General features: G+C 69.8%; 20 protein-coding genes. 16 read left to right on the top strand and 4 right to left on the bottom strand.

The window, feature by feature from the left end:
• Positions 1–37 precede the first annotated feature (37 nt).
• Both ACNI65_RS05065 and ACNI65_RS05060 read right to left on the bottom strand, forming a co-directional pair.
• The gene (locus ACNI65_RS05065) at positions 38–565 is read right to left on the bottom strand and encodes a M48 family metallopeptidase (RefSeq protein WP_416761553.1); all 528 of its coding nucleotides are present in this window, start codon (positions 563–565) and stop codon (positions 38–40) included.
• 56 nt (positions 566–621) lie between these two features.
• Positions 622–2,568 (bottom strand): M3 family metallopeptidase, encoded by a 1,947-nt coding sequence (locus ACNI65_RS05060; protein ID WP_416761552.1) that lies wholly within the window; start codon positions 2,566–2,568, stop codon positions 622–624.
• A gap of 45 nt (positions 2,569–2,613) precedes the next feature.
• On the opposite strand from ACNI65_RS05060, the gene ACNI65_RS05055 reads away from it, so the two are divergent.
• From ACNI65_RS05055 to ACNI65_RS05020, 8 genes are all read left to right on the top strand, one after another.
• Positions 2,614–2,967 carry a 2Fe-2S iron-sulfur cluster-binding protein gene (locus tag ACNI65_RS05055; protein ID WP_416761551.1) on the top strand — a complete coding sequence of 118 codons (354 nt, stop codon included), beginning with the start codon at positions 2,614–2,616 and terminating at the stop codon, positions 2,965–2,967.
• A gap of 213 nt (positions 2,968–3,180) precedes the next feature.
• Positions 3,181–4,725: a methyl-accepting chemotaxis protein gene (locus ACNI65_RS05050; RefSeq protein ID WP_416761550.1), complete on the top strand. Its 1,545-nt coding sequence runs from the start codon at positions 3,181–3,183 to the stop codon at positions 4,723–4,725.
• A 209-nt stretch (positions 4,726–4,934) separates the two neighbouring features.
• Positions 4,935–6,458 (top strand): protein adenylyltransferase SelO, encoded by a 1,524-nt coding sequence (locus ACNI65_RS05045; RefSeq protein WP_416761549.1) that lies wholly within the window; start codon positions 4,935–4,937, stop codon positions 6,456–6,458.
• Positions 6,455–6,910, top strand: a complete 456-nt coding sequence (gene msrB, locus ACNI65_RS05040; RefSeq protein ID WP_416761548.1) for a peptide-methionine (R)-S-oxide reductase MsrB — start codon at positions 6,455–6,457, stop codon at positions 6,908–6,910. The genes ACNI65_RS05045 and msrB overlap by 4 nt, the downstream gene beginning before the upstream one ends.
• Positions 6,911–6,933: 23 nt before the next feature.
• The gene (locus tag ACNI65_RS05035) at positions 6,934–7,578 is read left to right on the top strand and encodes a septation protein A (protein ID WP_416761547.1); all 645 of its coding nucleotides are present in this window, start codon (positions 6,934–6,936) and stop codon (positions 7,576–7,578) included.
• On the top strand, positions 7,575–7,898 hold the full coding sequence (locus ACNI65_RS05030; protein ID WP_416761545.1) for a BolA family protein: 324 nt from the start codon (positions 7,575–7,577) through the stop codon (positions 7,896–7,898). Before ACNI65_RS05035 ends, ACNI65_RS05030 begins: the two co-directional genes overlap by 4 nt.
• 69 nt (positions 7,899–7,967) lie before the next feature.
• Positions 7,968–8,765, top strand: a complete 798-nt coding sequence (locus ACNI65_RS05025) for a peptidylprolyl isomerase (RefSeq protein ID WP_416761543.1) — start codon at positions 7,968–7,970, stop codon at positions 8,763–8,765.
• A gap of 91 nt (positions 8,766–8,856) precedes the next feature.
• Entirely contained in the window at positions 8,857–9,426 is a 570-nt protein-coding gene (locus ACNI65_RS05020) for a DUF2062 domain-containing protein (RefSeq protein ID WP_416761542.1), read from the top strand.
• Positions 9,427–9,461: 35 nt separating this feature from the next.
• On the opposite strand, the gene ACNI65_RS05015 is transcribed toward ACNI65_RS05020, so the two are convergent.
• Positions 9,462–10,157, bottom strand: coding sequence for an ABC transporter ATP-binding protein (locus tag ACNI65_RS05015; RefSeq protein WP_416761541.1), 696 nt, complete (start codon positions 10,155–10,157; stop codon positions 9,462–9,464).
• Between ACNI65_RS05015 and ACNI65_RS05010 the strand changes: the two genes are divergently transcribed.
• The 4 genes from ACNI65_RS05010 (at position 10,156) to ACNI65_RS04995 (ending at position 15,060) form a co-directional block, all read left to right on the top strand.
• The gene (locus ACNI65_RS05010; protein WP_416761539.1) at positions 10,156–10,863 is read left to right on the top strand and encodes an arylesterase; all 708 of its coding nucleotides are present in this window, start codon (positions 10,156–10,158) and stop codon (positions 10,861–10,863) included. The two genes, ACNI65_RS05015 and ACNI65_RS05010, sit on opposite strands and share 2 nt — an antisense overlap.
• A gap of 11 nt (positions 10,864–10,874) precedes the next feature.
• The gene (locus ACNI65_RS05005) at positions 10,875–12,494 is read left to right on the top strand and encodes a sulfatase-like hydrolase/transferase (protein WP_416761537.1); all 1,620 of its coding nucleotides are present in this window, start codon (positions 10,875–10,877) and stop codon (positions 12,492–12,494) included.
• Between the two features lie 139 nt (positions 12,495–12,633).
• The gene (locus ACNI65_RS05000) at positions 12,634–13,959 is read left to right on the top strand and encodes an NRAMP family divalent metal transporter (protein WP_416761536.1); all 1,326 of its coding nucleotides are present in this window, start codon (positions 12,634–12,636) and stop codon (positions 13,957–13,959) included.
• 9 nt (positions 13,960–13,968) lie between these two features.
• Positions 13,969–15,060 (top strand): tetratricopeptide repeat protein, encoded by a 1,092-nt coding sequence (locus ACNI65_RS04995; protein ID WP_416761535.1) that lies wholly within the window; start codon positions 13,969–13,971, stop codon positions 15,058–15,060.
• Positions 15,061–15,072: 12 nt separating this feature from the next.
• On the opposite strand, the gene ACNI65_RS04990 is transcribed toward ACNI65_RS04995, so the two are convergent.
• Positions 15,073–15,921: an IclR family transcriptional regulator gene (locus ACNI65_RS04990; protein ID WP_416761534.1), complete on the bottom strand. Its 849-nt coding sequence runs from the start codon at positions 15,919–15,921 to the stop codon at positions 15,073–15,075.
• A 127-nt stretch (positions 15,922–16,048) separates the two neighbouring features.
• On the opposite strand from ACNI65_RS04990, the gene ACNI65_RS04985 reads away from it, so the two are divergent.
• Genes ACNI65_RS04985 through hmgA form a run of 4 tightly spaced genes read left to right on the top strand, consistent with a single transcriptional unit; the run spans position 16,049 to position 20,376 of the window.
• The gene (locus ACNI65_RS04985; RefSeq protein WP_416761533.1) at positions 16,049–17,002 is read left to right on the top strand and encodes an MBL fold metallo-hydrolase; all 954 of its coding nucleotides are present in this window, start codon (positions 16,049–16,051) and stop codon (positions 17,000–17,002) included.
• A 7-nt stretch (positions 17,003–17,009) separates the two neighbouring features.
• Positions 17,010–18,728, top strand: a complete 1,719-nt coding sequence (locus tag ACNI65_RS04980; RefSeq protein ID WP_416761532.1) for an FAD-dependent oxidoreductase — start codon at positions 17,010–17,012, stop codon at positions 18,726–18,728.
• Positions 18,719–19,006: a DUF2783 domain-containing protein gene (locus tag ACNI65_RS04975; protein ID WP_416761530.1), complete on the top strand. Its 288-nt coding sequence runs from the start codon at positions 18,719–18,721 to the stop codon at positions 19,004–19,006. Before ACNI65_RS04980 ends, ACNI65_RS04975 begins: the two co-directional genes overlap by 10 nt.
• Positions 19,003–20,376 (top strand): homogentisate 1,2-dioxygenase, encoded by a 1,374-nt coding sequence (gene hmgA, locus ACNI65_RS04970; RefSeq protein WP_416761529.1) that lies wholly within the window; start codon positions 19,003–19,005, stop codon positions 20,374–20,376. Before ACNI65_RS04975 ends, hmgA begins: the two co-directional genes overlap by 4 nt.
• Positions 20,377–20,394 lie beyond the last annotated feature (18 nt).

Here is a 20,394-nt window from a genome sequence, read left to right as displayed (position 1 = left end):
CAACGTTCTGGAAAGCCCGAGAGCATAGCGGAAGCGCCTATTCCTGGGCCTTCTCCGCTTTCTCGGCCTGTTTCGCCAGCTTCTCCTCCCGATCCCGCACGCTCAGCCAGAGCCGGACGTCGAATTCGAGCTGCGCGTACGCCGGCTCCATGTGGTGGCACAGCGCGTAGAACGCCTTGTCGTGGTCCAGCTCCTTCAGGTGCGCGAGCTCGTGCACCACGATCATCCGCAGGAACTCCGCCGGCGCCTCGCGGAACAGCGTCGCCACGCGGATCTCGCGCCGCGAGTTCGTCCGCGTGCCCTGCACCACCGACTGGCGCGTGTGCGTGCCCAGCGCCTGCTGCAGTACCTTGAGCTTGGCGTCGTACGCCACCAGCGCCAGCGGCCCCGCGTTGCGCATGAAGCGCTGCTTCAACGCCTGCGTGTAGTCGAACAGCGCCTTGTCGCTGCGCACCTCGTGCGCCTCGGGATACTTGCGCGCCAGCAGCGGGCCCAGCTCGCCCGCGTCCAGCAATTGCTGCGCCTGCGCCACCAGCCCCGGCGCGTAACCCTGCAGATACTTCACCGGTCTCGTCCTCGTCCGTCGATCACTCGATCCATCACGCCGCGATCACGCTGCGATCACGCCGCTGCCGGCACCGGGTAATGCGCGCGGATCCACGACTCGAAGCGCTCGAACATCGCGCGCTCCGCCGCGTCGCCGCCGTCGCCGTTGTCGGCCAGCAGCTCCGCGCCGTGCACCACCTGGACGTGCGCCTCCAGCGGCAAGCCGTCATCGTCGCGCTCGCCGCGGCGCTCGGCCGCCGCCAGCGTGGCCTGCGCCGTCGCCCAGGCCTGGTCCACCGTCTCGTCGCAGGCCTCGGCCAGGTAGCGCGCCGAGAAGCCCTCGCCCGTCAGCTTGCGCAGCGTCTGGTCGTGCGTCAGGCTGTTGCCCGGCGCCCAGTACGCCTGCGCCAGCGCCGGACCGATCGCCGGGTTGTCGGTCAGGTAGCCGTCGCGCTTCAGGAAGAAGGCCCGCGTCTGATACACGGCCATGTGCGCGAGCAGGTAGCCCTGATACGACGCCGCCGACTCCTGGTTCAGCAGGTGCGGGATCGCCAGGATGGGCCGCGGCGCGCGCTCCACGCCCTGGATGCGCCGCTCCGTCGCGCGCGCCAGCGCCAGCACCGCCTCGGGCGTGCGCTCGGCCTCGGGCATCGCGTACAGCGCCGCCTCGAAGTACGCCACCACCGCGATCGCGCGCTCGTCGAAGGCGCGCATCGGCTGCGTCGCCGCGATGCGCTCGCGGATCAGCTCGTCCGGGATCTCCGCGCCATCGACCGTGCGCGCGTAGCGCTTGAGCCAGTCCGCGTCGCCCAGCAGGCTGTCGCAGAACATCGACTGCGTCTCGGCATAGGCCATCGAGGTCGGCGCGAATTCCTGCGAGAAACACGGCGCGTTCTGCGCCACGTTGGCGAAGTGCGCCGCATGGCCGCCTTCATGGAACAGCGTCACCAGCCCGCGCGCCCCGCTGCCGATCTGATCGGGCTTGGCCTCGGCGGTGAAGTTGATCTCGCCCGCGTGCCAGCGGCCCTGCTCGTCGAACCACGTCGGGAGCGGCCCATGGCAGAAGCCGTTCTGGTACTTGCCCGGGCGCTGCAGCAGGTCCAGCCGCATCGTCGCGCCGCGGTACTGGATGCCCAGGCGGCGGAAGCTCTGCACCCAGCGGCGCAGCGCCGGACCGAAGGGCAGATAGGGATCGAGCCGGCGCGTCACGTCGCCGGCGCTGTGGAAGCGCAGGTTCCAGGGCTCCAGCGCCGACGCGCCGTGCCGCGCCACCAGCGCGTCGTGCGCGCGCTGCTGCGCGGCCTCGGTGCCCGCGACGAAGTCATCGAGGATGCCGAACAGCTCCGCCTTGCTCATGCGCTCGTTCTTGCGCAGCTTCATCTCGAAGTAGTCCGCGAAGCCCAGCGCCCGCGCCAGCCGGTTGCGCAGCGCGACGATCTCCAGGAAGCCGTTCTCCAGCACCCAGCGCTCCACCGCGGCCAGGCCCTCGTAGGAACTGCGCCGGCGCGACTCGTCGGGATTGGTCGACGCGTTGGTCGACAGCATCGTCAGCGTGGCGGCCTCGGTCTCGCCGCGATCGTTCACATGCGTGGGCGCGAAGTCCTTGCGGCGCGCGAAGAGCACGCGCTCGGCCTCGATCAGCTCGGCCATCAGGCGCCGGCCTTCGTCGTTGTCGATGATGTTGGCCTGGAAGAGCTCCAGCCAGCCCCGCAGCCCGTGGGCCAGCGGCGTGTCGGCGCCCTCGCCCTGCGCGTGCACCACGGCGGTCAGGTGCGCCCGGGTCTGCGCCAGTCGCGCCGGATCGGAGATGAAGGCCTTGTAGTCCGTCTCCGCGCGGCCGAAGCCCTCGTGGTCCTCGCTGGTGGCCATGTAGGTCGCCCAGAACAGATCCTCCTTGCGCTTGTGCACCGCGACGTACTCGCGGTTGAGCGCGTCGAAGAAGGCCTGCGCGGCGGTCACGGCCTCGGCGGACGGAGCGTCGGACGACGCTCCAGACGAGGCGGTGGACGGAGTGGAGGGCATGGTGTCGGGCATCGGGCCAGCTTAGCGCAAGGCATCATGGCGCCCATGAGTCACGCCCCGGATGCCCCTGCCGACGTCCACACCGTCGAGCTCCAGCCGCAAGGCTGGCGTTTCGACGCGCCCGCCGACCAGACCCTGCTGCTCGCGGCGCTCGACCACGGCCTGCGCCTGCCGCATTCCTGCCGCAACGGCACCTGCCGCGCCTGCATCGCCCGGGTGATCTCGGGCCGCATCGAGCACCGCATCGAATGGCCCGGCCTGTCGCGCGAGGAGAAGGACGAGGGCTGGATCCTGCCCTGCGTCGCGTGCGCGCGCTCCGACCTCGTGCTGGACCAGCCTCAGGCGGTCAATCTCTTCGACGTCCCGCCCCCGCCCGGCGCGAGCGGCAAGGGCGCGTGAAGCCGCAGGGCGGCCGGCGCACGATCTGCGGCGTCGGCCCCACACCGCCGCACGCGGATCGACGATCCGCGCCGTAGTTCACGACCCACCCCGCATATCCATCGATCAGGTTTAACCCTGACAAGGCAGCATCGCGTTCGCGAAAGAAACATTTCAAGGCTGACACGACCGGCGCCAGGGCCGGTCCGAGCCTGCAGAAGAAGGATTCCCGAGATGCTGAACTTGAACCGTTGGCGGCTGCGCAGCCGCGTGCTGGCCGGCTTCGCGCTGGTGATCGTGCTGATGGCCGTGGCCTCCACCGTGGGCGTGGTGCGCGTGTCGATGCTGCATCAGCGCATCGAGCGCCTCGTCGAGGTCGACATGCACACGCTGGAGCTGTCGCGCCAGTGGTCCGGCCTGACCGAGGGCAACATCCAGCGCCGCATCGTCGCGCTGGTCGTCGAGGACGAGGCCTTCGTGAAGACCTTCACCGCGCGGTCCAAGGAGTTGTCGGCCCGCATCGACAAGATCCAGGAAGAGCTCGACAAGAGCATCACCGAGCCGGTGGGCAACAAGCTGATCGACGAGATCGGCGCGGCGCGCAAGAAGTACCAGGATGCGCGCGACGCCACCGTCAAGGCCAAGGAAGGCGGTCAGGACGTCAAGCAGGTCGCGGCCTCTCAGCTGATCCCGGCGATGAACGACTACCTCGCCGCGATCGACCGGTTCGCCGAACACACTCGCGACCTGCTGCAGGACGCGCGCAAGGAAGCGCAGGCCGAGGCCGAGAGCACCCGCAACCTGGTCATCTCGCTGATGGTCGTGGCCATCGCGCTGGGCGTGGGCATCGCGCTGGTGATCACGCGGTCGGTGACGGAGCCGCTGGCCGAGGCGCAATCGCTGAGCCAGGCGATCGCCGACGGCGACTTGAGCCGCCGTGTCGCCGCGCTAGACGGGACCGATGAGGTCGCCACGCTGCGCCGCTCGCTGCAGGAGATGCAGCAGCGCCTGGCCGCGACGATCGCCGGCGTGCGCTCGGCGGCGGACCAGGTCCGTCATGCGTCGTCGGAGATCGCCACCGGCAACGCCGACCTGTCCAACCGCACCGAGCAGGCCGCGAGCAGCCTCGAGGAAACCGGCGCGGCGATGGCCCAGCTCAGCGAGGGAGTGAAGCTCAACGCGGACTCCGCGCGCGAGGCCGACGGCCTGGCGCAGACCGCGTCGCAGGTGGCGGGCCGCGGCGGCGCGATGGTCGAGCAGGTCGTGGCGACGATGAACGAGATCCAGCAGTCGTCCAACAAGATCGCCGACATCATCGGCGTCATCGACGGCATCGCGTTCCAGACCAACATCCTGGCGTTGAACGCGGCGGTCGAGGCCGCGCGCGCTGGCGAGCAGGGACGTGGTTTCGCGGTGGTGGCCGGTGAGGTGCGCTCGCTGGCGCAGCGCAGCGCGGAGGCGGCCAAGGAGATCAAGTCGCTGATCTCGGCGTCGGTGGAGCGCGTGGACGGCGGCAGCCGCCTGGTCGGCGAGACCGGCGCGACGATGCGAGAGATCGTCACCAGCGTCGAGCGCGTGACGCGGATCATTGGCGAGATCTCCTCGTCGAGCGCGGCGCAGTCGCTGACGCTGGGCGAGATCGGTCAGGCCGTGCGTCAGCTCGATCAGATGACGCAGCAGAACGCGGCACTGGTGGAGGAATCCGCAGCGGCAGCGGAGTCGCTGAAAGACCAGTCGGCGCAATTGGTCGACGCGGTGGCGAGCTTCAAGCTGGGCTAAGGCCCCTCGAGGCGGGGACTGCCCTCCAGCCCCCTCGCCCGCGAAGCGGGAGAGGGCGGGGGGTGAGGGCTCGTGCGGCACAGCGAGCCCTGCCACCAGCCCTCACCCCCACCCTCTCCCGCTCCGCAGGAGAGGGAGTCCGACCGAGCCATCTCATCAGCGCCGCCCTGGCGCCGACAGGGCCAAGGGCCCCTCGGTAAACTGCCGCGATGAACGCGCCCTTGCAGGCGGCCGAGACCGGCCGTTGGACCCATCGCTACGCGAGCCTGGGTCCCGATTTCTACACCGAGCTCCCCGGCACCGGCCTGCCCGACCCGCACTGGGTCGCCACCAGCCCCGACTGCGCCGAGCTCCTCGGCTGGCCGCAAGACTGGTGGACCCGCCCCGAGATGCTCGCCGCGTTCAGCGGCAACGCCCCACTGCCCGGCATGAAGCCGCTGGCCACCGTCTACAGCGGCCACCAGTTCGGCGTCTGGGCCGGCCAGCTCGGCGATGGCCGCGCGCTGCTGCTGGGCGGCATCCACGGACCCAACGGTCACTTCGAGCTGCAGCTCAAGGGCGCCGGCCTGACGCCCTACTCCCGCCGCGGCGACGGCCGCGCCGTGCTGCGGTCCTCGATCCGCGAGTTCCTGTGCTCCGAGGCGATGGCCGCGCTCGGCATCCCGACCACGCGCGCCCTCGCCATCACCGGATCCACATCGCTGAAGGTGCAGCGAGAGCGCGTCGAGACCGGTGCGGTCGTCACGCGCGTCGCGCCGAGCTTCCTGCGCTTCGGCCACTTCGAGCACTTCACCCATCACGGCATGGAGCCGCGCACGCGCGAGCTCTTCGACTACTTCCTGCGCCACCACGCGCCCGAGTGCGCCGACGCGCCCAACCCGGTCACCGCCGCGCTGGCGAAGGTGGCCGCGCAGACGGCCGAGCTCGTCGCGCGATGGCAGGCGGTCGGTTTCATGCACGGCGTGATGAACACGGACAACATGTCCATGCTGGGCCTGACCATCGACTACGGCCCCTTCGGCTTCATGGACGGCTTCGATCCGGGCCACATCTGCAACCACTCGGATCACCAGGGCCGCTACGCCTTCGCCCGCCAGCCGCAGGTCGCGTTCTGGAACCTGCACGCGCTGGCGCAGGCGCTGCTGCCGCTGATGCCCAATGTCGACACCGACGCCGAGGCCGCCGGCGATGAGCTGATCGAGTCGCTGGAGATCTACCGCGAGCGCTTCGGCCAGACGCTGCTCGGCGCGATGCGCGCCAAGCTCGGTCTGTCGCCGGACGTGGACGAACGCGACGAGGACGGCCCGCTGATCGACGACTGGCTGCGGCTGCTCGCCGCGCATCGCACCGATTACACGATCGCCCACCGCCGCCTGGCCGGTTTCGACCCGCGACAGCCGGTGGACGCTGCGGTCAACGCGTCCGTGCGCGACCTGTTCCTGGACCGCGCCGCGTTCGATGCCTGGGCCTCGCGTTACGCCGAGCGCTTGAAGATCGAGCCGGCGGACGCACTTGCGACCCGTGCCCGACGGATGAACGCGGTCAATCCGGCGGTGGTGCTGAGAAACCACCTCGCCGAGACGGCGATCCAGCGGGCCGAGGCCGGCGACTTCGACGAGACGCGCCGGCTGCTGGACGTGCTGCGCCGTCCCTTCGACGAACCCGCGCAGGCGTCCGACGCCGACTTCCCGCCCAGCTGGGCGCAAACGCTGGAGGTTTCCTGTTCATCATGAGCCGCTACGACAAGTTCACCCAGAACGCGACCACGCACGAGCGCGATCGCGACACCGAATACCCGGTCAAGAAGACCGATGCCGAGTGGCGCGAGCAACTCGACCCGACGCAGTACCAGGTCGCCCGCCACGCCGCCACCGAGCGCGCCTTCACCGGCAAGTACTGGGACCACTGGGAAGCCGGCCGCTACAACTGCGTCGGATGCGGCACGCCGCTGTTCCAGGCCGACACCAAGTTCGACGCCGGCTGCGGCTGGCCCAGCTATTACGAGCCGATCAACGCCGAGGTCGTCGAGCGCGTCGTGGACGAGACGCATGGCATGGTCCGCGTCGAGGTGCGCTGCAACAAGTGCGGCACCCACCTGGGCCACGTCTTTCCCGATGGTCCCGATCCGACGGGCGAGCGCTTCTGCATCAATTCGGCCGCGATAGACTTCGAGCCCCAGCGCTGAGCGCTGCCGACACTGGTCCCTGAATGAAGCTGTTGCTCGATTTCCTGCCGCTCCTGCTGTTCTTCGTCACGTTCAAGTACGCCGATCGACAACCGGACTGGGCAGCGGCCTTCGCCACCGAGCACCTGGGTTTCCTGGTCTCGGGCGGCAAGGTCGGTCCCACCGAGGCCCCCGTCCTGCTGGCCACCGTCGTCGTGATGGCCGCGACCATCGCCCAGGTGCTGTTCCTGAAGCTGCGCGGCCGCAAGGTCGACCTGATGCTGTGGATCAGCCTCGGGCTGGTGGTCACGCTGGGCGCGGCGACCGTCTACTTCCACAACGAAGCGTTCATCAAGTGGAAGCCGACGTTGGTCTACTGGCTGTTCTCGGCCGCGATCCTGATCAGCCGGCTGCTGGGCCGCGACCTGCTGCGTCAGATGCTCGGCAAGGAGCTGCACCTGCCTGACGTGATCTGGACGCGCCTGAACCGCGCGTGGATCGTGTTCTTCGCGGCGATGGGTTTTGCGAATCTTTACGTCGCTTACTCGTTCAGCACCGAGGCCTGGGCCAACTTCAAGGTCTTCGGCGGCACCGGTCTGATGATCGCGTTCATGCTGGGCCAGGGCATCTACATGAGCCGCCATCTGCCGCAGGACGAGGACACCGTCGTCGAGGAGCCCAAGCGATGAGCGCGCACGATGGATCCGGGGAGAAATCCAATCCGGCGGCCACGCCGTCGGTGGAGATCGACGCCCGCCTGCGCGCCGCGCTGAACCCGACGCTGCTGCGTCTGCGGGACGATTCCGCGCATCACGCCGGGCATGCCGGCGCGCGTGAAGGCGGGCATTACTACCTCGAAATCGTGAGCTCGCGCTTTGCCGGTTTACCCAGGGTGGCGCGGCATCGGCTCGTATATGATGCCCTCGCCGATCTGATGCAGAAGGGCATACACGCACTGGCCATCGAGGCTCGCGCGCCCGACGAGCAGCAGAAACAAGGTCCTCAGTAGCGCCGCCTGCCGGCGCTTTGTTTTGGAGCGTTCACGCTCACCCGGGAGTCGAAAGGCCCTTTACCCATCATGAAGAAGTTTGTGCTTGCCGCCACCGTGGCGGCCATCGGCGCCGTGTCCATGCCGGCCCTGGCCCAGAACATCGCGATCGTGAACGGCAAGCCGGTGCCCAAGGCCCGCGCCGACGTGCTGATCAGCCAGATCACCAAGTCTGGCCAGCCGCGCAGCCCGGAGATGGAAAGCAAGGTCAAGGATGAAGTCGTCCTGCGCGAGATCTTCCTGCAGGAAGCCGAGAAGCGCGGCCTGAACAAGACCGACGACTACAAGAACCAGATGGAGCTGACGCGTCAATCGCTGCTGATCCGCGAGCTGTTCGCCGACTACGCCAAGAAGAACCCGGTCACCGAGGCGGATGCCAAGGTCGAGTACGACAAGTTCAAGGCGCAGGCCACCGGCACCGAATTCCACGCTCGCCACATCCTGGTCGAGAAGGAAGACGAAGCCAAGGCGCTGATCAAGCAGCTGAACGGCGGCGCGAAGTTCGAGGACGTCGCGACCAAGAACTCCAAGGACACCGGTTCCGCCCAGAACGGCGGCGACCTGGGCTGGTCCGCACCGGACGCCTACGTGCCCGAGTTCGGCGCCGCGATGGCCAAGCTCAAGGCCGGCGAGATGACGCAGGAGCCGGTGAAGTCGCAATTCGGCTTCCACATCATCAAGCTGGAAGAGACGCGTCAGGCGCAGTTCCCGGCCTTCGACGACGTCAAGGGCCAGATCATCCAGCGCATGCAGCAGCAGAAGGTCGCGGAGTTCCAGGAAGAACTGCGCAGCAAGGCCAAGACCGACTACAAGTTCTCCGCGAACTGATCGCCGAACCGACCGGTCTTTGCTGTACCGTTCGAAGCCCGCGCCGCTGCGTGTCAGCCGCGCGGGCTTTTCACATCTGATGCTCCCCCCAATGACGGCTTCCCGACTCGCACGACGCCTGCTGCCCTCGCCCGAAGCCCTCGAGCAGACCAAGGGCCTGAAGTGGCTCGGCCATTACCTGAAGGAGCGTCCCTGGCTGTGGGTGGCGCATCGCCGCCGGGTCGCGCTCGGCGCGGGACTGGGGCTGGCGGTCGGTGTGATCCCCTTGCCCACGCAGATGCTGCTGGCCGCGGTCGCGGCCATCGCCTGCCGGGCCAACGTGGCCGCGGCGATCGCCGCGACCTGGCTGACGAATCCGCTGACGCTGGTGCCGATCTGGACGCTGGCGATCTTCCTGGGCCGCCAGGTGCTGGGCATCCACGGGCCGATCTCCGCGCCCAAGGAGCTGGCGCTGAACTGGGGCGACCCGGCGAGCTGGTGGCCCGCGCTGAGCCAATGGCTGTCGGAGCTGGGCACGCCGCTGCTGGTGGGACTGCCGCTGGCGGGGGTCGTGCTGGGCGTGTGCCTCTACGTGATCGTCTACATCGGCTGGTGGGCGGTGATCCGGCTCGAGCGCCGCCGCCGACTGCGCGAGCGGGCGCAGCGCGCTGGAAGCGCCTGAAGCGCGCCCTGTCCGCCCTGTCCGGCCTGTTCGGCTTACGCGGGCAGGTCCGCCATCGTGATGTCCTGCAGATGCCCGGCCGAAATCTTCAGCTGGCGCTCACAGCGCGCGGCGATGGACTGGTCGTGCGTGACCATGACGAGCGTGGTACCCAGCTCGCGGTTGAGCTCGAACATCAGCGCCATGACCTGCTCGCCGGTGGCGTAGTCCAGGCTGCCGGTGGGCTCGTCGGCCAGCAGCAGCGCCGGTTGCTGCACGAAGGCGCGGGCCAGCGCCACGCGTTGCTGCTCGCCGCCGGAGAGCACGCGCGGGTAATGCGACAGGCGCTGCCCCAGCCCGACGCGTTCCAGCATCTGCCGGGCCTGTGCGCGGGCATCGCGCTCACCGCGCAGCTCCAGCGGCAGCATGACGTTCTCCAGCGCGGTCAGGTGCGACAGCAGCTGGAAGCTCTGGAACACGAACCCGAGGTGCGCGCCGCGCAGCGCTGCACGGCCGTCCTCGTCCAGCGCGAACATGTCCTGGCCGCGCAGCCGCACGGTGCCTTGCGTGGGCGTGTCCAGGCCCGCGAGGATGGACAGCAGCGTGCTCTTGCCCGAGCCCGACGCGCCGACGATGGCGACGGATTCCCGGGCCTGCAGCTGGAAATTGATGTCATGCAGAATGGTCAGCACGCCGTCGGCATCCTGGACCGACTTGCTGACGTGATCGACTTCGAGGATGTTCTGAACCATGAATCAACCGCAGATGCGCCGCCGTGAATGGATCCTGCACTGTAGCGCCTGTGTCCTGACCCTCGCCGCCGCGGGGACCCTGGCCGGGCCTGTCGCGGCGCAAGGCAAGCCCGAACGGGCCGCCGACACGGGCAAAGCCACCAGCGCGTCGACCCGCCGCATCCTGGTGCTGGGCGACAGCCTGTCGGCCGAATACGGCTTGGCCCGCGGCAGCGGCTGGGTCGCGCTGCTCGATCAGCGCCTGCGCGCGCAGAAGCTGAGCGCGGAGGTGATCAACGCCAGCATCAGCGGCGACACGACCTCGGGGGGCCGCTCGCGGCTGCCGGCGCTGCTCACGCAGCACAAGCCCACGCATCTGATCGTGGAGCTGGGCGGCAACGACGCGCTGCGCGGGCTGCCGCTGAAGATGACCCGCGAGAACCTCGCGGCGATCGTGCAGGCGGGCAAGGCAGCGGGCGCCAAGGTGATGCTGGTGGGCATGCAGATCCCGCCGAACATGGGCGCGAGCTATGCACGCGACTTCGAGAACAGCTTCAAGACGGTCGCGCAGGACGAGCGCGTGCCGCTGCAGCCCTTCCTGCTCGCGGGCGTGGCCGATCGGGCCGACGCCGCCGACTGGTTCCAGGGCGACCGCATCCATCCGCTGGCCAAGGCCCATCCGGTGATGCTGGACAACGTCTGGAAAGTGCTGCGCCCGCTGCTGTGAGGGTCCCTTCGATGACGTTTTCCACCGCGATCCGCCGGTGGCTCCCGGTGCTGTGCCTGAGCGCTGCGAGCGGTGCGGCGATCGTTGCCGGCCACGACGGCCGGCGCGCGCTGCAGATGGCGATGCTGGCGCTGCCCGCGCTGCTGTGGCTGTGCTGGCCGATCGAGCGCCCGATCTGGCGCCGCGTGCGCGCGATCGCCGTGTTCATCGCGATCCTGTCCTTCCTGATCGACGGCGCGTTGCGCGCGTTCCTCCAGCACCATTACCAGGCCGCGCCGGACAGCTCGCTGGTGCTCGCGGCCGCGGCCAACACGACGCCGCGCGAGTCGATGGAGTACCTCGCCTCGCAGGGCCCGTTGCTGGCGATGGCGGTCGTCGCGCTGCTGGTGGCGCTCGCGGCGACGGGTCTCGCGATCCGCCGCGCCACGCGGGGCGACCTGACACTCTCACGTCCGGCGCGGATCGCGCTCGTGGCGGTGCTGCTGCTGTGCGCCCTCGCCCACCTGAGCAAGCCGTGGCGGCGACATCACCCGCTGCTGTTCTGGCCCGCGTGGACGCAGCAGGTGGCCGACCTGCGCGCGACCTGGGCCGATCAGCAGACCCAGCGCGAGCAGCTGATGCGCAACGCGCGCGCCGCCACGCCGGCGATCTCGGCGACCGGGCCCGCCACGGTGATGCTGGTGCTGGGCGAGAGCGTCAACCGCGACAACATGAGCCTGTATGGCTACGCGCGTCCGACGACGCCGCAGCTGATCGCGCTGAGCCGCGAGGAGCGCGCGCGATGGCTGACCTTGCGCCACGCCTGGTCCACGCAGGCCACGACGGTGGCCTCGCTGAGCGGGCTGTTCAGCTTCGGCGAGCGCGATGAGGACGATCCCGCCGGCCGCACGCAGCACGTGCTGGCGCTGGCGCGCAGCGCGGGCTACAAGGTCTGGTGGATCAGCAACCACGATGACGTGGCGGTGGACCAGCAGCATGCGCGGCTGGCCGACACGGTGGAGATGATCAACCGGCAGCCGGGACGCTCGTCGGGGTCGCTGGACGAGGAGTTGCTGGACGAGGTCGAACGCGCGCTGGCCGATCCGGCGCCGCGCAAGCTGGTGGTGGTGCACCTGCTGGGCGCGCATCCGCATTACCGGCTGCGGATGCCGGCCAATGAGCATCCCTTCGATGCCGGCGGCGACGCGGTGGATGCCGCGATGACGCGCGAGGGCCGCGCCGCGTGGGTGCGCGAGTTCCGCCAGGACTACGACGCGGCGATCCGGTATCACGACCGCATCGTCGCGCGGACCTTGTCGCTGACGCGATCGCACCTGACGGACGATGAGCGGGGCGCGTGGATGTTCCTGTCGGACCATGGGCAGGAGGTCGGCCACAGCCTGGACCATGCGGGGCACAGCCCGGGCACGGCGTCGGGTTACCGCATTCCGGCGCTGCTGTGGCGCAGCGGGCCGGGATTCGACGCGTCGACGGCCGCGCGGCCCTTCCGCGCGGACTGGGCGGGCTGGACGCTCGCCGAGCTGCTGAGCCTGCGCTGGTCGGGCATGCATGACGAGCGCAACGTGCTGAGCCCGAGCTATGCGTGGCAGGCGCCGTCGCTGCCGGTGAAGGGGGTGGTGTTCGAGCGCTAGACCGGGCACCACGCTTGCCTTCCGTTCTGCAGGACGTCGACACCGAGGTGTCGACGACAGCCCTCGTCACTGGAAGCGGGAGAGGCCGATGCCCCTGGGAGCGAATGCCGAGCGTGCGGAGGCATCTGAGCGGAAAGGGGTGTCGGTCTCGGCCGCGAGCGCTCCGTCCGACGGTCCAGACAGCGCCCCGATCACCGGCCCTTGGTGGACGAAGCTGGGTCCTGGTCTGATCACGGGCGCCGCGGATGACGACCCGAGCGGCATCGCCACGTATTCGCAGGCGGGTGCGCAGTACGGGTACGCGGTGGGGTGGACGATCCTGGTGACCTGGCCGCTGATGGTGGGGATCCAACTGGCCAGCGCGCGCATCGGGCGCATCACCGGCAAGGGTCTGACGGAGAACCTGTCCAAGCTGTGCCCGCGCGCCGTGGTGCTGGGGCTGGTGACCTTGCTGGTGGTGGCCAACGTGATCAACCTGGGCGCCGATTTGAGCGCGATGGGCGATGCGATGCACCTGGCGGTCGGCGGCGCGGCGGGGGCGTATGTGGTGGTGATGGCGGCGTTGTCGCTGCTGCTGCAGATCTGGCTGCCCTACGCGCGATACGTGAGGCTGCTCAAGTGGCTGACGCTGTCGCTGCTCGCGTACGTCGGCGTGGGCTTCGCGGCGAAGGCGGATTGGGCGATGGCCTTGCGGTCACTCGTGTGGCCGGACATGCCGTGGGATCGCGCGTCGATCACGACGGTGGTGGCCATTCTCGGCACGACGATCAGCCCGTATCTGTTCTTCTGGCAAGCCAGCCAGGAGGCCGAGGAGATCCGGCGCATCGAGGCCGACCGGCCGTTGGCGGTCGCGCCCGAGCAGGCGGCCGCGCAGTTCCGGCGGCTGCGCACCGACACGATGGTGGGGATGGGGTTCTCCAACGCGATCGCGTTCTTCATGATCGTCGCGACGGCGGCTGCGCTGCACGCGCACGGGGTGCGCGACATCGAGACGACGGCACAGGCCGCGCAGGCGCTCAAGCCGATCGCCGGGGAGTTCGCGTTCGTGCTATTCGCCGCGGGCATTGTCGGCACGGGGTTCCTGGCGCTGCCGGTGCTGGCGGGATCGGCCGCGTACGCGGTCGCCACGCTGGCGGGTGTGCGGCGCGGTCTGGACCGGCCCGCGCAGGACGCGAGGGCGTTCTACGCGATCCTGACGAGCGCGATGGGCATCGGGCTGGGGATCAGCCTGTCGGGGCTGAACCCGATCAAGGCCTTGTACTGGTCGGCGGTGATCAACGCGGTGATCTCGGTGCCGATCATGGTCGCGGTGATGGTGGCGGCCTCGCACCCGAGGATCGTCGGCACGATGCGCATGCCCACGTTGTGGCGCGTGCTCGGCTGGAGCGCCACCGCCGCCATGGCCGTCGCGACGATCGCGATGGTGGTGATGCAGACTTCCAGCACCCTCTCCGCCAGTGGCTAGACTGGCCCGATGACCGCCACCGCACCGCTGCACGACGCCTGGACCTTGCGCATCGACGACGTCTGGCGGCGCGCGCCGAATCTCGCGGGCTCGCAGCTCGTCGCCGAGATCGACGCGATCGCCGCCGAGCGCCCCGACACCGACGGCCGCGCCCTCTTCGAGCGCGCCTGCGCTCGCGACACCGCCGGGCTCGAGACCGACGCTGAACCGCTCTACCGCGCTGCGCTCGCCTCCGGTCAACTGGATCCGTATCGACGCACGCGCGCGGTGCTGCAGCTCGGCAGCACGCTGCGCTGGCTGCAACGCCTCGATGAGAGCGAAGCGCTGATCACCGGGGAGCTCGCCCATCACATGCAGCCCGGCAACGACAGGCCGCTGCACGACGAGGCCCGCGCCCTGCTCGCGCTCACCTATGCCGCGCAGGGCCGCGGCAACGAAGCCGCCGGCCTCGCGCTGGCCGCGCTCGCTCCACGGCTGACGCGCTACAACCGATCCATGCTTGCCTGCGCGAAGCAATTGGCCGGTGAGGTCTGGGACGACGGACAGCCCGCGCGTCCGCCCTTCCAGCCGCTTCACGAGGGTCGTTTCGTGATGCGCCCGTATCGCGCGGAAGACCTCGCCGAGTTCGTCGCGGCCGCACGTGAATCCGCCGACACCGTCGGCCGCTGGCTGGGCTTCGCCCATGCGGGCTACACCGTCGACGAAGGCGCGGCGTGGTTTGCGCGCACCGCGCAGAACCTCGCGGCCGGCACCGCCTATGAGCTCGGCATCTTCGACGCCGAGACCGGCGAATTCGTCGGCGGCGGCGGGCTCAACCACTTCAACACGGTGCACCCGCTGTGCAACCTCGGCTACTGGGTGCGGGCGTCGTGCCAGGGACGCGGCATCGCGTCAGCCATCGTGCGCTCGCTCAGCCGCTACGCCTTCGAGTCGCTCAAGATCCAGCGCGTCGAGATCATCGTGGCCGTCGGCAATGAACCCAGCCGCGCCGTCGCGATCAAGACCGGCGCGCTCTATGAAGGCGTGCTGCGCAACCGCATCCAGACCAACGGTCAGGTGCATGACGCGCACATGTTCTCGCTGGTTCCGCCGCCGCGCTGAGGCCCCGGGCGCTCAGTCCGGACGACGCCCGCCGATCTCGCGCATCAAGGCCGTCGCCGCTGCCGTGAGCCCGCGCGCGACCGCGCCGTCCCACGCCGCGTCGAAGGCGCCTGACGGCCCGATCGCCGTCAGCGCCAGCACCATCTGCGTATCGCTGTCGAAGACCGGCACGGCCAGCGCGCTCACGCCTTCGACGATCCCGCCCACCGAGCGGTGCAAGCCCCGCCCGCGGATCTCCTCCAGCGTCCGCGCGAACTCGGCCCAAGTCGGCAGCTCGCGCGGCTTGTCGTGCGGTCCCACGCGCGCCAAATCCGACGGCCCCTTGCGGCGCGCCTGCGCCAGCATCTCCCGGATCTCCACCGCCGGCCGGTAGGCCGCGAACAGCGGTCCGGACGCGGTGTCCGACAAGGACACCACCGTTCCATGCCGCATCGTCACGTGCACCGCCGCCGGCGACGCCGCCGTGCGCACGATCGTCGCGCCCTGCGAGCCCCACACCGCGATCGCCACCGTGTGGCCGATCTCCTCGGCCAGCGACTCCAGCCGCGCCGTCGCCACCCGGATCGGGTCGATCTGCTGGATGCCGATCAGCCCCATCTCCATCGCCAGCGGCCCCAGGCCGTAATACCCGGTCGCCGGATCCTGACGCATCAGCCCCAGCTTGCAGAAGCTCACGAGATACGGGTGCGCCTTGGCCGGGCTCATCTCCGCGGCCTGCGACAGCACCTTCAGCGGCAGCGGCTGCCCGCGCGCGGCCGCCGCTTTCAGCAGCCGCCCGCCCACCTCGATGCTCTGGATGCCGCGCCGGTCCTCGCGGTCGCTGGAGTCGGTGCCGTCGTCGGCCATGTCTTGAACGCCCATTTCGCTATTGTTGAACGAATTCAGCAAGGCGGCTATATTCGCTTTCAACGAACAAATTCCGTTTCGTTGAATTTCGCGAGCCATCGCCCCTCGCCCGCCCTCTCACCGCCAACGCCCGGGACACGCCATGACCAAGCAGTTCGCCAGCCACGCCGACGTCGAGGAGAAGCAGGTCTCCTTCGTCAAGCTCAGCGACAACGCCTACGCCTACACCGCCGAGGGCGACCCCAACACCGGGATCATCATTGGCGACGACGCGGTGATGGTGATCGACACGCAGGCCACGCCGGTGATGGCCCAGGACGTCATCCGCCGCATCCGCGAGGTCACCGACAAGCCCATCAAGTACGTCGTGCTGAGCCATTACCACGCGGTGCGCGTGCTCGGCGCGTCGGCCTATGAGCCCGAACACGTCATCGCCAGCCGCGACACCTACGACCTCATCGTCGAGCGCGGCGAGCACGACAAGGCCAGCGAGATCGGCCGCTTCCCGCGCCTGTTCCGCAATGTCGAATCGGTGCCCGCCGGCCTGACCTGGCCGACCATCACCTTCCAGGGCGCGATGAGCCTCTGGCTGGGCAAGCTGGAAGTGCAGCTGCTGCAGCTCGGCCGCGGTCACACGAAGGGCGACACCGTCGCCTGGCTGCCCGAGCAGCGCATCCTCTTCTCCGGCGATCTGGTGGAGTTCGACGCGACGCCCTACGCGGGCGATGCCTACTTCACCGACTGGCCGCAGACGCTGGACAACCTCGCCGCGCTGAAGCCGGCGGCGCTGGTGCCCGGCCGCGGCGCGGCGCTGACCACGCCTGAATCGGTCGCGCAGGGCCTGGCCGGCACCCGCGCCTTCATCGCCGACCTGCATGCATCGGTGAAGGCCGGCGTGGCCGCGGGCAAGGACCTGAACGCCGTCTACAAGGACACCTACGCGGTGATGAAGCAGAAGTACGGCCACTGGGTCATCTTCGATCACTGCATGCCCTTCGACGTCACGCGCTGCTACGACGAGGTCACGCAGTTCCGCGACCCGCGCATCTGGACCGCGCAGCGCGATCAGGAGATGTGGCAAACCTTGGAAGGGTGAGGTCATCGTGGGAGCCCTCACCCCCCGCCCTCTCCCGCTTCGCGGGCGAGGGGGCCCTTCGGCCCCGCAGGAGAGCCTGAGCGGCCCCTCGCCCGCGAAGCGGGAGAGGGGTTGGGGTGAGGGCTCCCCCGAGGACACGCCCGTCGACTACCAGCGCGTCGTCTACCCCTACCGCCGCAGCGCGGACCAGGACGCCACCGGCTCGCCCGCGCGGCATCCGGTCGTCGTCGTCGGCGCGGGACCGGTGGGTCTGTGCGCCGCGATCGACCTCGCGCTGCAGGGCATCCCCGTCGTGCTGCTCAACAACGACGGCCGCCTCTCGGTGGGCTCGCGCGCGCTGTGCTTCGCCAAGCGCTCGCTGGAGATCCTCGATCGCCTGGGCGTGGGCCAGCGGCTCGTCGACAAGGGCGTGTCCTGGGGCGTGGGCCGCGTCTTCTTCCGCGACCAGCAGGTCTACCAGTTCAACCTGCTCGCCGAAGCCGGCCATCAGCGCCCGGCCTTCATCAACCTGCAGCAGTACTACGTCGAGGGCTTCCTGGTCGAGCGCGCGCTGGAACTGCCCCTCATCGACCTGCGCTGGCATCACGGCGTCAGCGGCCTCGTCCAGCACGAGGACCACGCCGCGCTGACCGTCGACACGCCCGACGGCCCCTACACGCTGCTCGCGGACCACATCGTCGCCTGCGACGGCGCGCGGTCCACGCTGCGGCGCCTCACCGGACAGGAGACCCATGGGCGCAGCTTCAAGGACCGCTTCCTGATCGCCGACGTGCGCATGAACGCGCCCTTCCCGGCCGAGCGCTGGTTCTGGTTCGACCCGCCCTTCCACCCCGGCCAGAGCGTGCTGCTGCATCGGCAGCCCGACGGCGTGTGGCGCATCGATTTCCAGCTGGGCTGGGACGCTGATCCCGAGCTCGAGAAACAGCCCGATCGCATCCTGCCGCGCGTGCGGACCTTCATGCGGGAGGCCTCGCTCGCCGCCGGCGGCGACGGCTCGGTGCCCGACATCGAGCTGGTGTGGGCCAGCGTCTACACCTTCGCGTGCATGCGCATGGATCGCTTCCGGCACGGCCGCGTGCTCTTCGCCGGCGACGCGGCGCATGGCGTGTCGCCCTTCGGCGCGCGCGGCGCCAACTCCGGCATCCAGGACGCGGACAACCTCGCCTGGCGGCTCGCCGCCGTCGTGTCGGGCCGCGCGCCCGAGGCGCTGCTCGAGGGCTACGCGCGCGAGCGCGAGATCGCCGCGGACGAGAACATCCTGAATTCCTCGCGCTCGACCGACTTCATCACGCCCAAGAGCGCGATCAGCCGCGTCTTCCGCGATGCGACGCTGACGCTGGCCCGGGACTTCGACTTCGCGCGACGGCTGGTCAACAGCGGCCGGCTGTCGGTGCCGACCACGCAGTACGGCCAGCCCGCGCCGGACGCCCCCATCCGTGTCGACGGCCGCGACGACTGGCTGCTGCGCCAGATGCGCCCGGGCCGGTTCACGCTGCTGGTCTTCGGTGCGGCCCAGGAGACCGGCGATCAGGTCGGAGATCACGCGCCGCTGGTGCTGCATCTCGACGAAGCCGCCGATCCGTCGGGCCTCGCTCGCGAGCGTTTCCAGGCGGCGCCGGGCGCGGCCGTCCTGCTGCGTCCCGATCAGCATGTCTGCGCGCGCTGGCCTGCTCGACCCACCGGCGCGCAGCTCGACGCCGCCCTCGCGGAGGTCACATGCCGTTGATCACGACCCCCAACCTCGATGCCGGCGACGACTTCTACGAAGCCCTGCTGGCAGCGCACCAGGACCTGGACGCCGACGCCAGCCACGCGTTCAATGCGAGGCTGATCCTGCTGCTGGCCAATCACATCGGACGCCAGGACGTGCTGCTGGAGGCGCTGGCCGCGGCTGGCCGCGTCACTGCCCCCACGGCGCCTTCCGCGACTTCCGCCGAGTCCGCCGATTCCGTTTCCATCGATGCCCCCACCCCGGGCCCCGCTTCCCCACGAGGACAAGCATGAACGCACCCGATCCCCTTCACCGCGCCGAGTCCGCCGAGGCCGATGCCACGCGCGACTCCGCCGCCGCGCTGCGCTACCAGAGCGGCTTCGGCAACCAGTTCGAGACCGAGGCCGTCGCCGGTGCGCTGCCGCTGGGCCGCAACAGCCCGCAGCGCGCGCCGATGGATCTGTATCCCGAGCTGCTCTCGGGCAGCGCCTTCACCGCGCCGCGCGTCGAGAACCGCCGCACCTGGCTCTATCGCCGACAGCCCTCGGTCGTGACCGGCGCCTTCCACGCGTACGAGCAGCCGTTCTGGACCAGCGGCGCCGCCGGCGGCGTGGCCGCGCCGCCCGATCCGCTGCGCTGGCATCCGTTCCCGCTGCCCGAGGACCAGGCCGGCTCGCCGGCCGTCGATTTCATCGACAGCCTCAAGACCATCGTCAGCAACGGCGACCCGGACGCGCAGGTCGGCATGGCCTCGCTGATCTACGCGTTCAACCGCCCGATGACGCGACGCGCGCTGATGAACGCGGACGGCGAGATGCTGCTCGTGCCGCAGCAAGGCGCGTTGCGCCTGACCACGGAGATGGGCCTGCTGGACGTCGCGCCCGGCGAGATCGCGCTGATCCCCCGCGGCGTGAATTTCCGCGTCGAGGCGATGGACGGCGGCAGCGCGCGCGGCTACGTCTGCGAGAACTACGGCGCCGCGTTCCGGCTGCCCGAGCTCGGCCCCATCGGCTCCAACGGCCTGGCCAATCCGCGCGACTTCCTCGCCCCCATCGCGGCGCACGAGCCCGATGGCGCGCCCTACGAGGTCATCCGCAAGACCGGCGGCGCGCTGTGGCGCAACGAGCAGGCGGTCACGCCGTTCAACGTCGTGGCGTGGCACGGCAACCTGACGCCGCTGAAGTACGACACCAAGACCTTCATGACGATCGGCTCGATCAGCTTCGATCATCCCGATCCGTCGATCTTCACCGTGCTGACCTCGCCCAGCGACACGCCCGGCACGGCCAACTGCGACTTCGTGATCTTCCCGCCGCGCTGGCTCGTGCAGGAGGACACCTTCCGTCCGCCCTGGTACCACCGCAACGTGATGAGCGAGTTCATGGGCCTGATCTACGGCCAGTACGACGCCAAGCCCGAGGGCTTCCGCCCCGGCGGCGCGAGCCTGCACAACTGCCTCGTGCCGCATGGCCCCGATGCCGACGCCTTCGAGGCCGCGAGCACCCGCGCGCTGACGCCGCAGAAGCTCGACCACACGCTGGCCTTCATGTTCGAGAGCCGCTGGCGTTTCCGCCCGTCCGAATGGGCGCTGCGCGGCGGCGCGCTGGACACGAACTACGCCGCCTGCTGGGGCGCGCTCAAGGACAAGTTCAAACCGGCATGAGCGTTGCCGGCAACGACA

The sequence above is a fragment of the Roseateles sp. So40a genome (genome assembly GCF_048081605.1).
Classification (GTDB): Bacteria; Pseudomonadota; Gammaproteobacteria; order Burkholderiales; family Burkholderiaceae_C; genus Roseateles.
The sequence above is the reverse complement of the archived record's forward strand: the minus strand, read 5'-3'. Positions and strand labels throughout refer to the sequence as shown.

What these genes read in the sequence shown, in the direction of transcription:
- ACNI65_RS05025 (WP_416761543.1), top strand. Translation starts at nt 7,968, where the DNA reads ATGAAGAAGTTTGTGCTTGCCGCCACCGTGGCGGCCATCGGCGCCGTG.
- ACNI65_RS05015 (WP_416761541.1), bottom strand. Translation starts at nt 10,157, where the DNA reads ATGGTTCAGAACATCCTCGAAGTCGATCACGTCAGCAAGTCGGTCCAG.
- ACNI65_RS04990 (WP_416761534.1), bottom strand. Translation starts at nt 15,921, where the DNA reads ATGGGCGTTCAAGACATGGCCGACGACGGCACCGACTCCAGCGACCGC.
- ACNI65_RS04975 (WP_416761530.1), top strand. Translation starts at nt 18,719, where the DNA reads ATGCCGTTGATCACGACCCCCAACCTCGATGCCGGCGACGACTTCTAC.
- ACNI65_RS04995 (WP_416761535.1), top strand. Translation starts at nt 13,969, where the DNA reads ATGACCGCCACCGCACCGCTGCACGACGCCTGGACCTTGCGCATCGAC.
- ACNI65_RS05035 (WP_416761547.1), top strand. Translation starts at nt 6,934, where the DNA reads ATGAAGCTGTTGCTCGATTTCCTGCCGCTCCTGCTGTTCTTCGTCACG.
- ACNI65_RS04985 (WP_416761533.1), top strand. Translation starts at nt 16,049, where the DNA reads ATGACCAAGCAGTTCGCCAGCCACGCCGACGTCGAGGAGAAGCAGGTC.
- ACNI65_RS05050 (WP_416761550.1), top strand. Translation starts at nt 3,181, where the DNA reads ATGCTGAACTTGAACCGTTGGCGGCTGCGCAGCCGCGTGCTGGCCGGC.
- ACNI65_RS05055 (WP_416761551.1), top strand. Translation starts at nt 2,614, where the DNA reads ATGAGTCACGCCCCGGATGCCCCTGCCGACGTCCACACCGTCGAGCTC.
- ACNI65_RS05045 (WP_416761549.1), top strand. Translation starts at nt 4,935, where the DNA reads ATGAACGCGCCCTTGCAGGCGGCCGAGACCGGCCGTTGGACCCATCGC.
- msrB (WP_416761548.1), top strand. Translation starts at nt 6,455, where the DNA reads ATGAGCCGCTACGACAAGTTCACCCAGAACGCGACCACGCACGAGCGC.
- ACNI65_RS05020 (WP_416761542.1), top strand. Translation starts at nt 8,857, where the DNA reads ATGACGGCTTCCCGACTCGCACGACGCCTGCTGCCCTCGCCCGAAGCC.
- hmgA (WP_416761529.1), top strand. Translation starts at nt 19,003, where the DNA reads ATGAACGCACCCGATCCCCTTCACCGCGCCGAGTCCGCCGAGGCCGAT.
- ACNI65_RS05010 (WP_416761539.1), top strand. Translation starts at nt 10,156, where the DNA reads ATGAATCAACCGCAGATGCGCCGCCGTGAATGGATCCTGCACTGTAGC.
- ACNI65_RS05060 (WP_416761552.1), bottom strand. Translation starts at nt 2,568, where the DNA reads ATGCCCTCCACTCCGTCCACCGCCTCGTCTGGAGCGTCGTCCGACGCT.
- ACNI65_RS05030 (WP_416761545.1), top strand. Translation starts at nt 7,575, where the DNA reads ATGAGCGCGCACGATGGATCCGGGGAGAAATCCAATCCGGCGGCCACG.
- ACNI65_RS05005 (WP_416761537.1), top strand. Translation starts at nt 10,875, where the DNA reads ATGACGTTTTCCACCGCGATCCGCCGGTGGCTCCCGGTGCTGTGCCTG.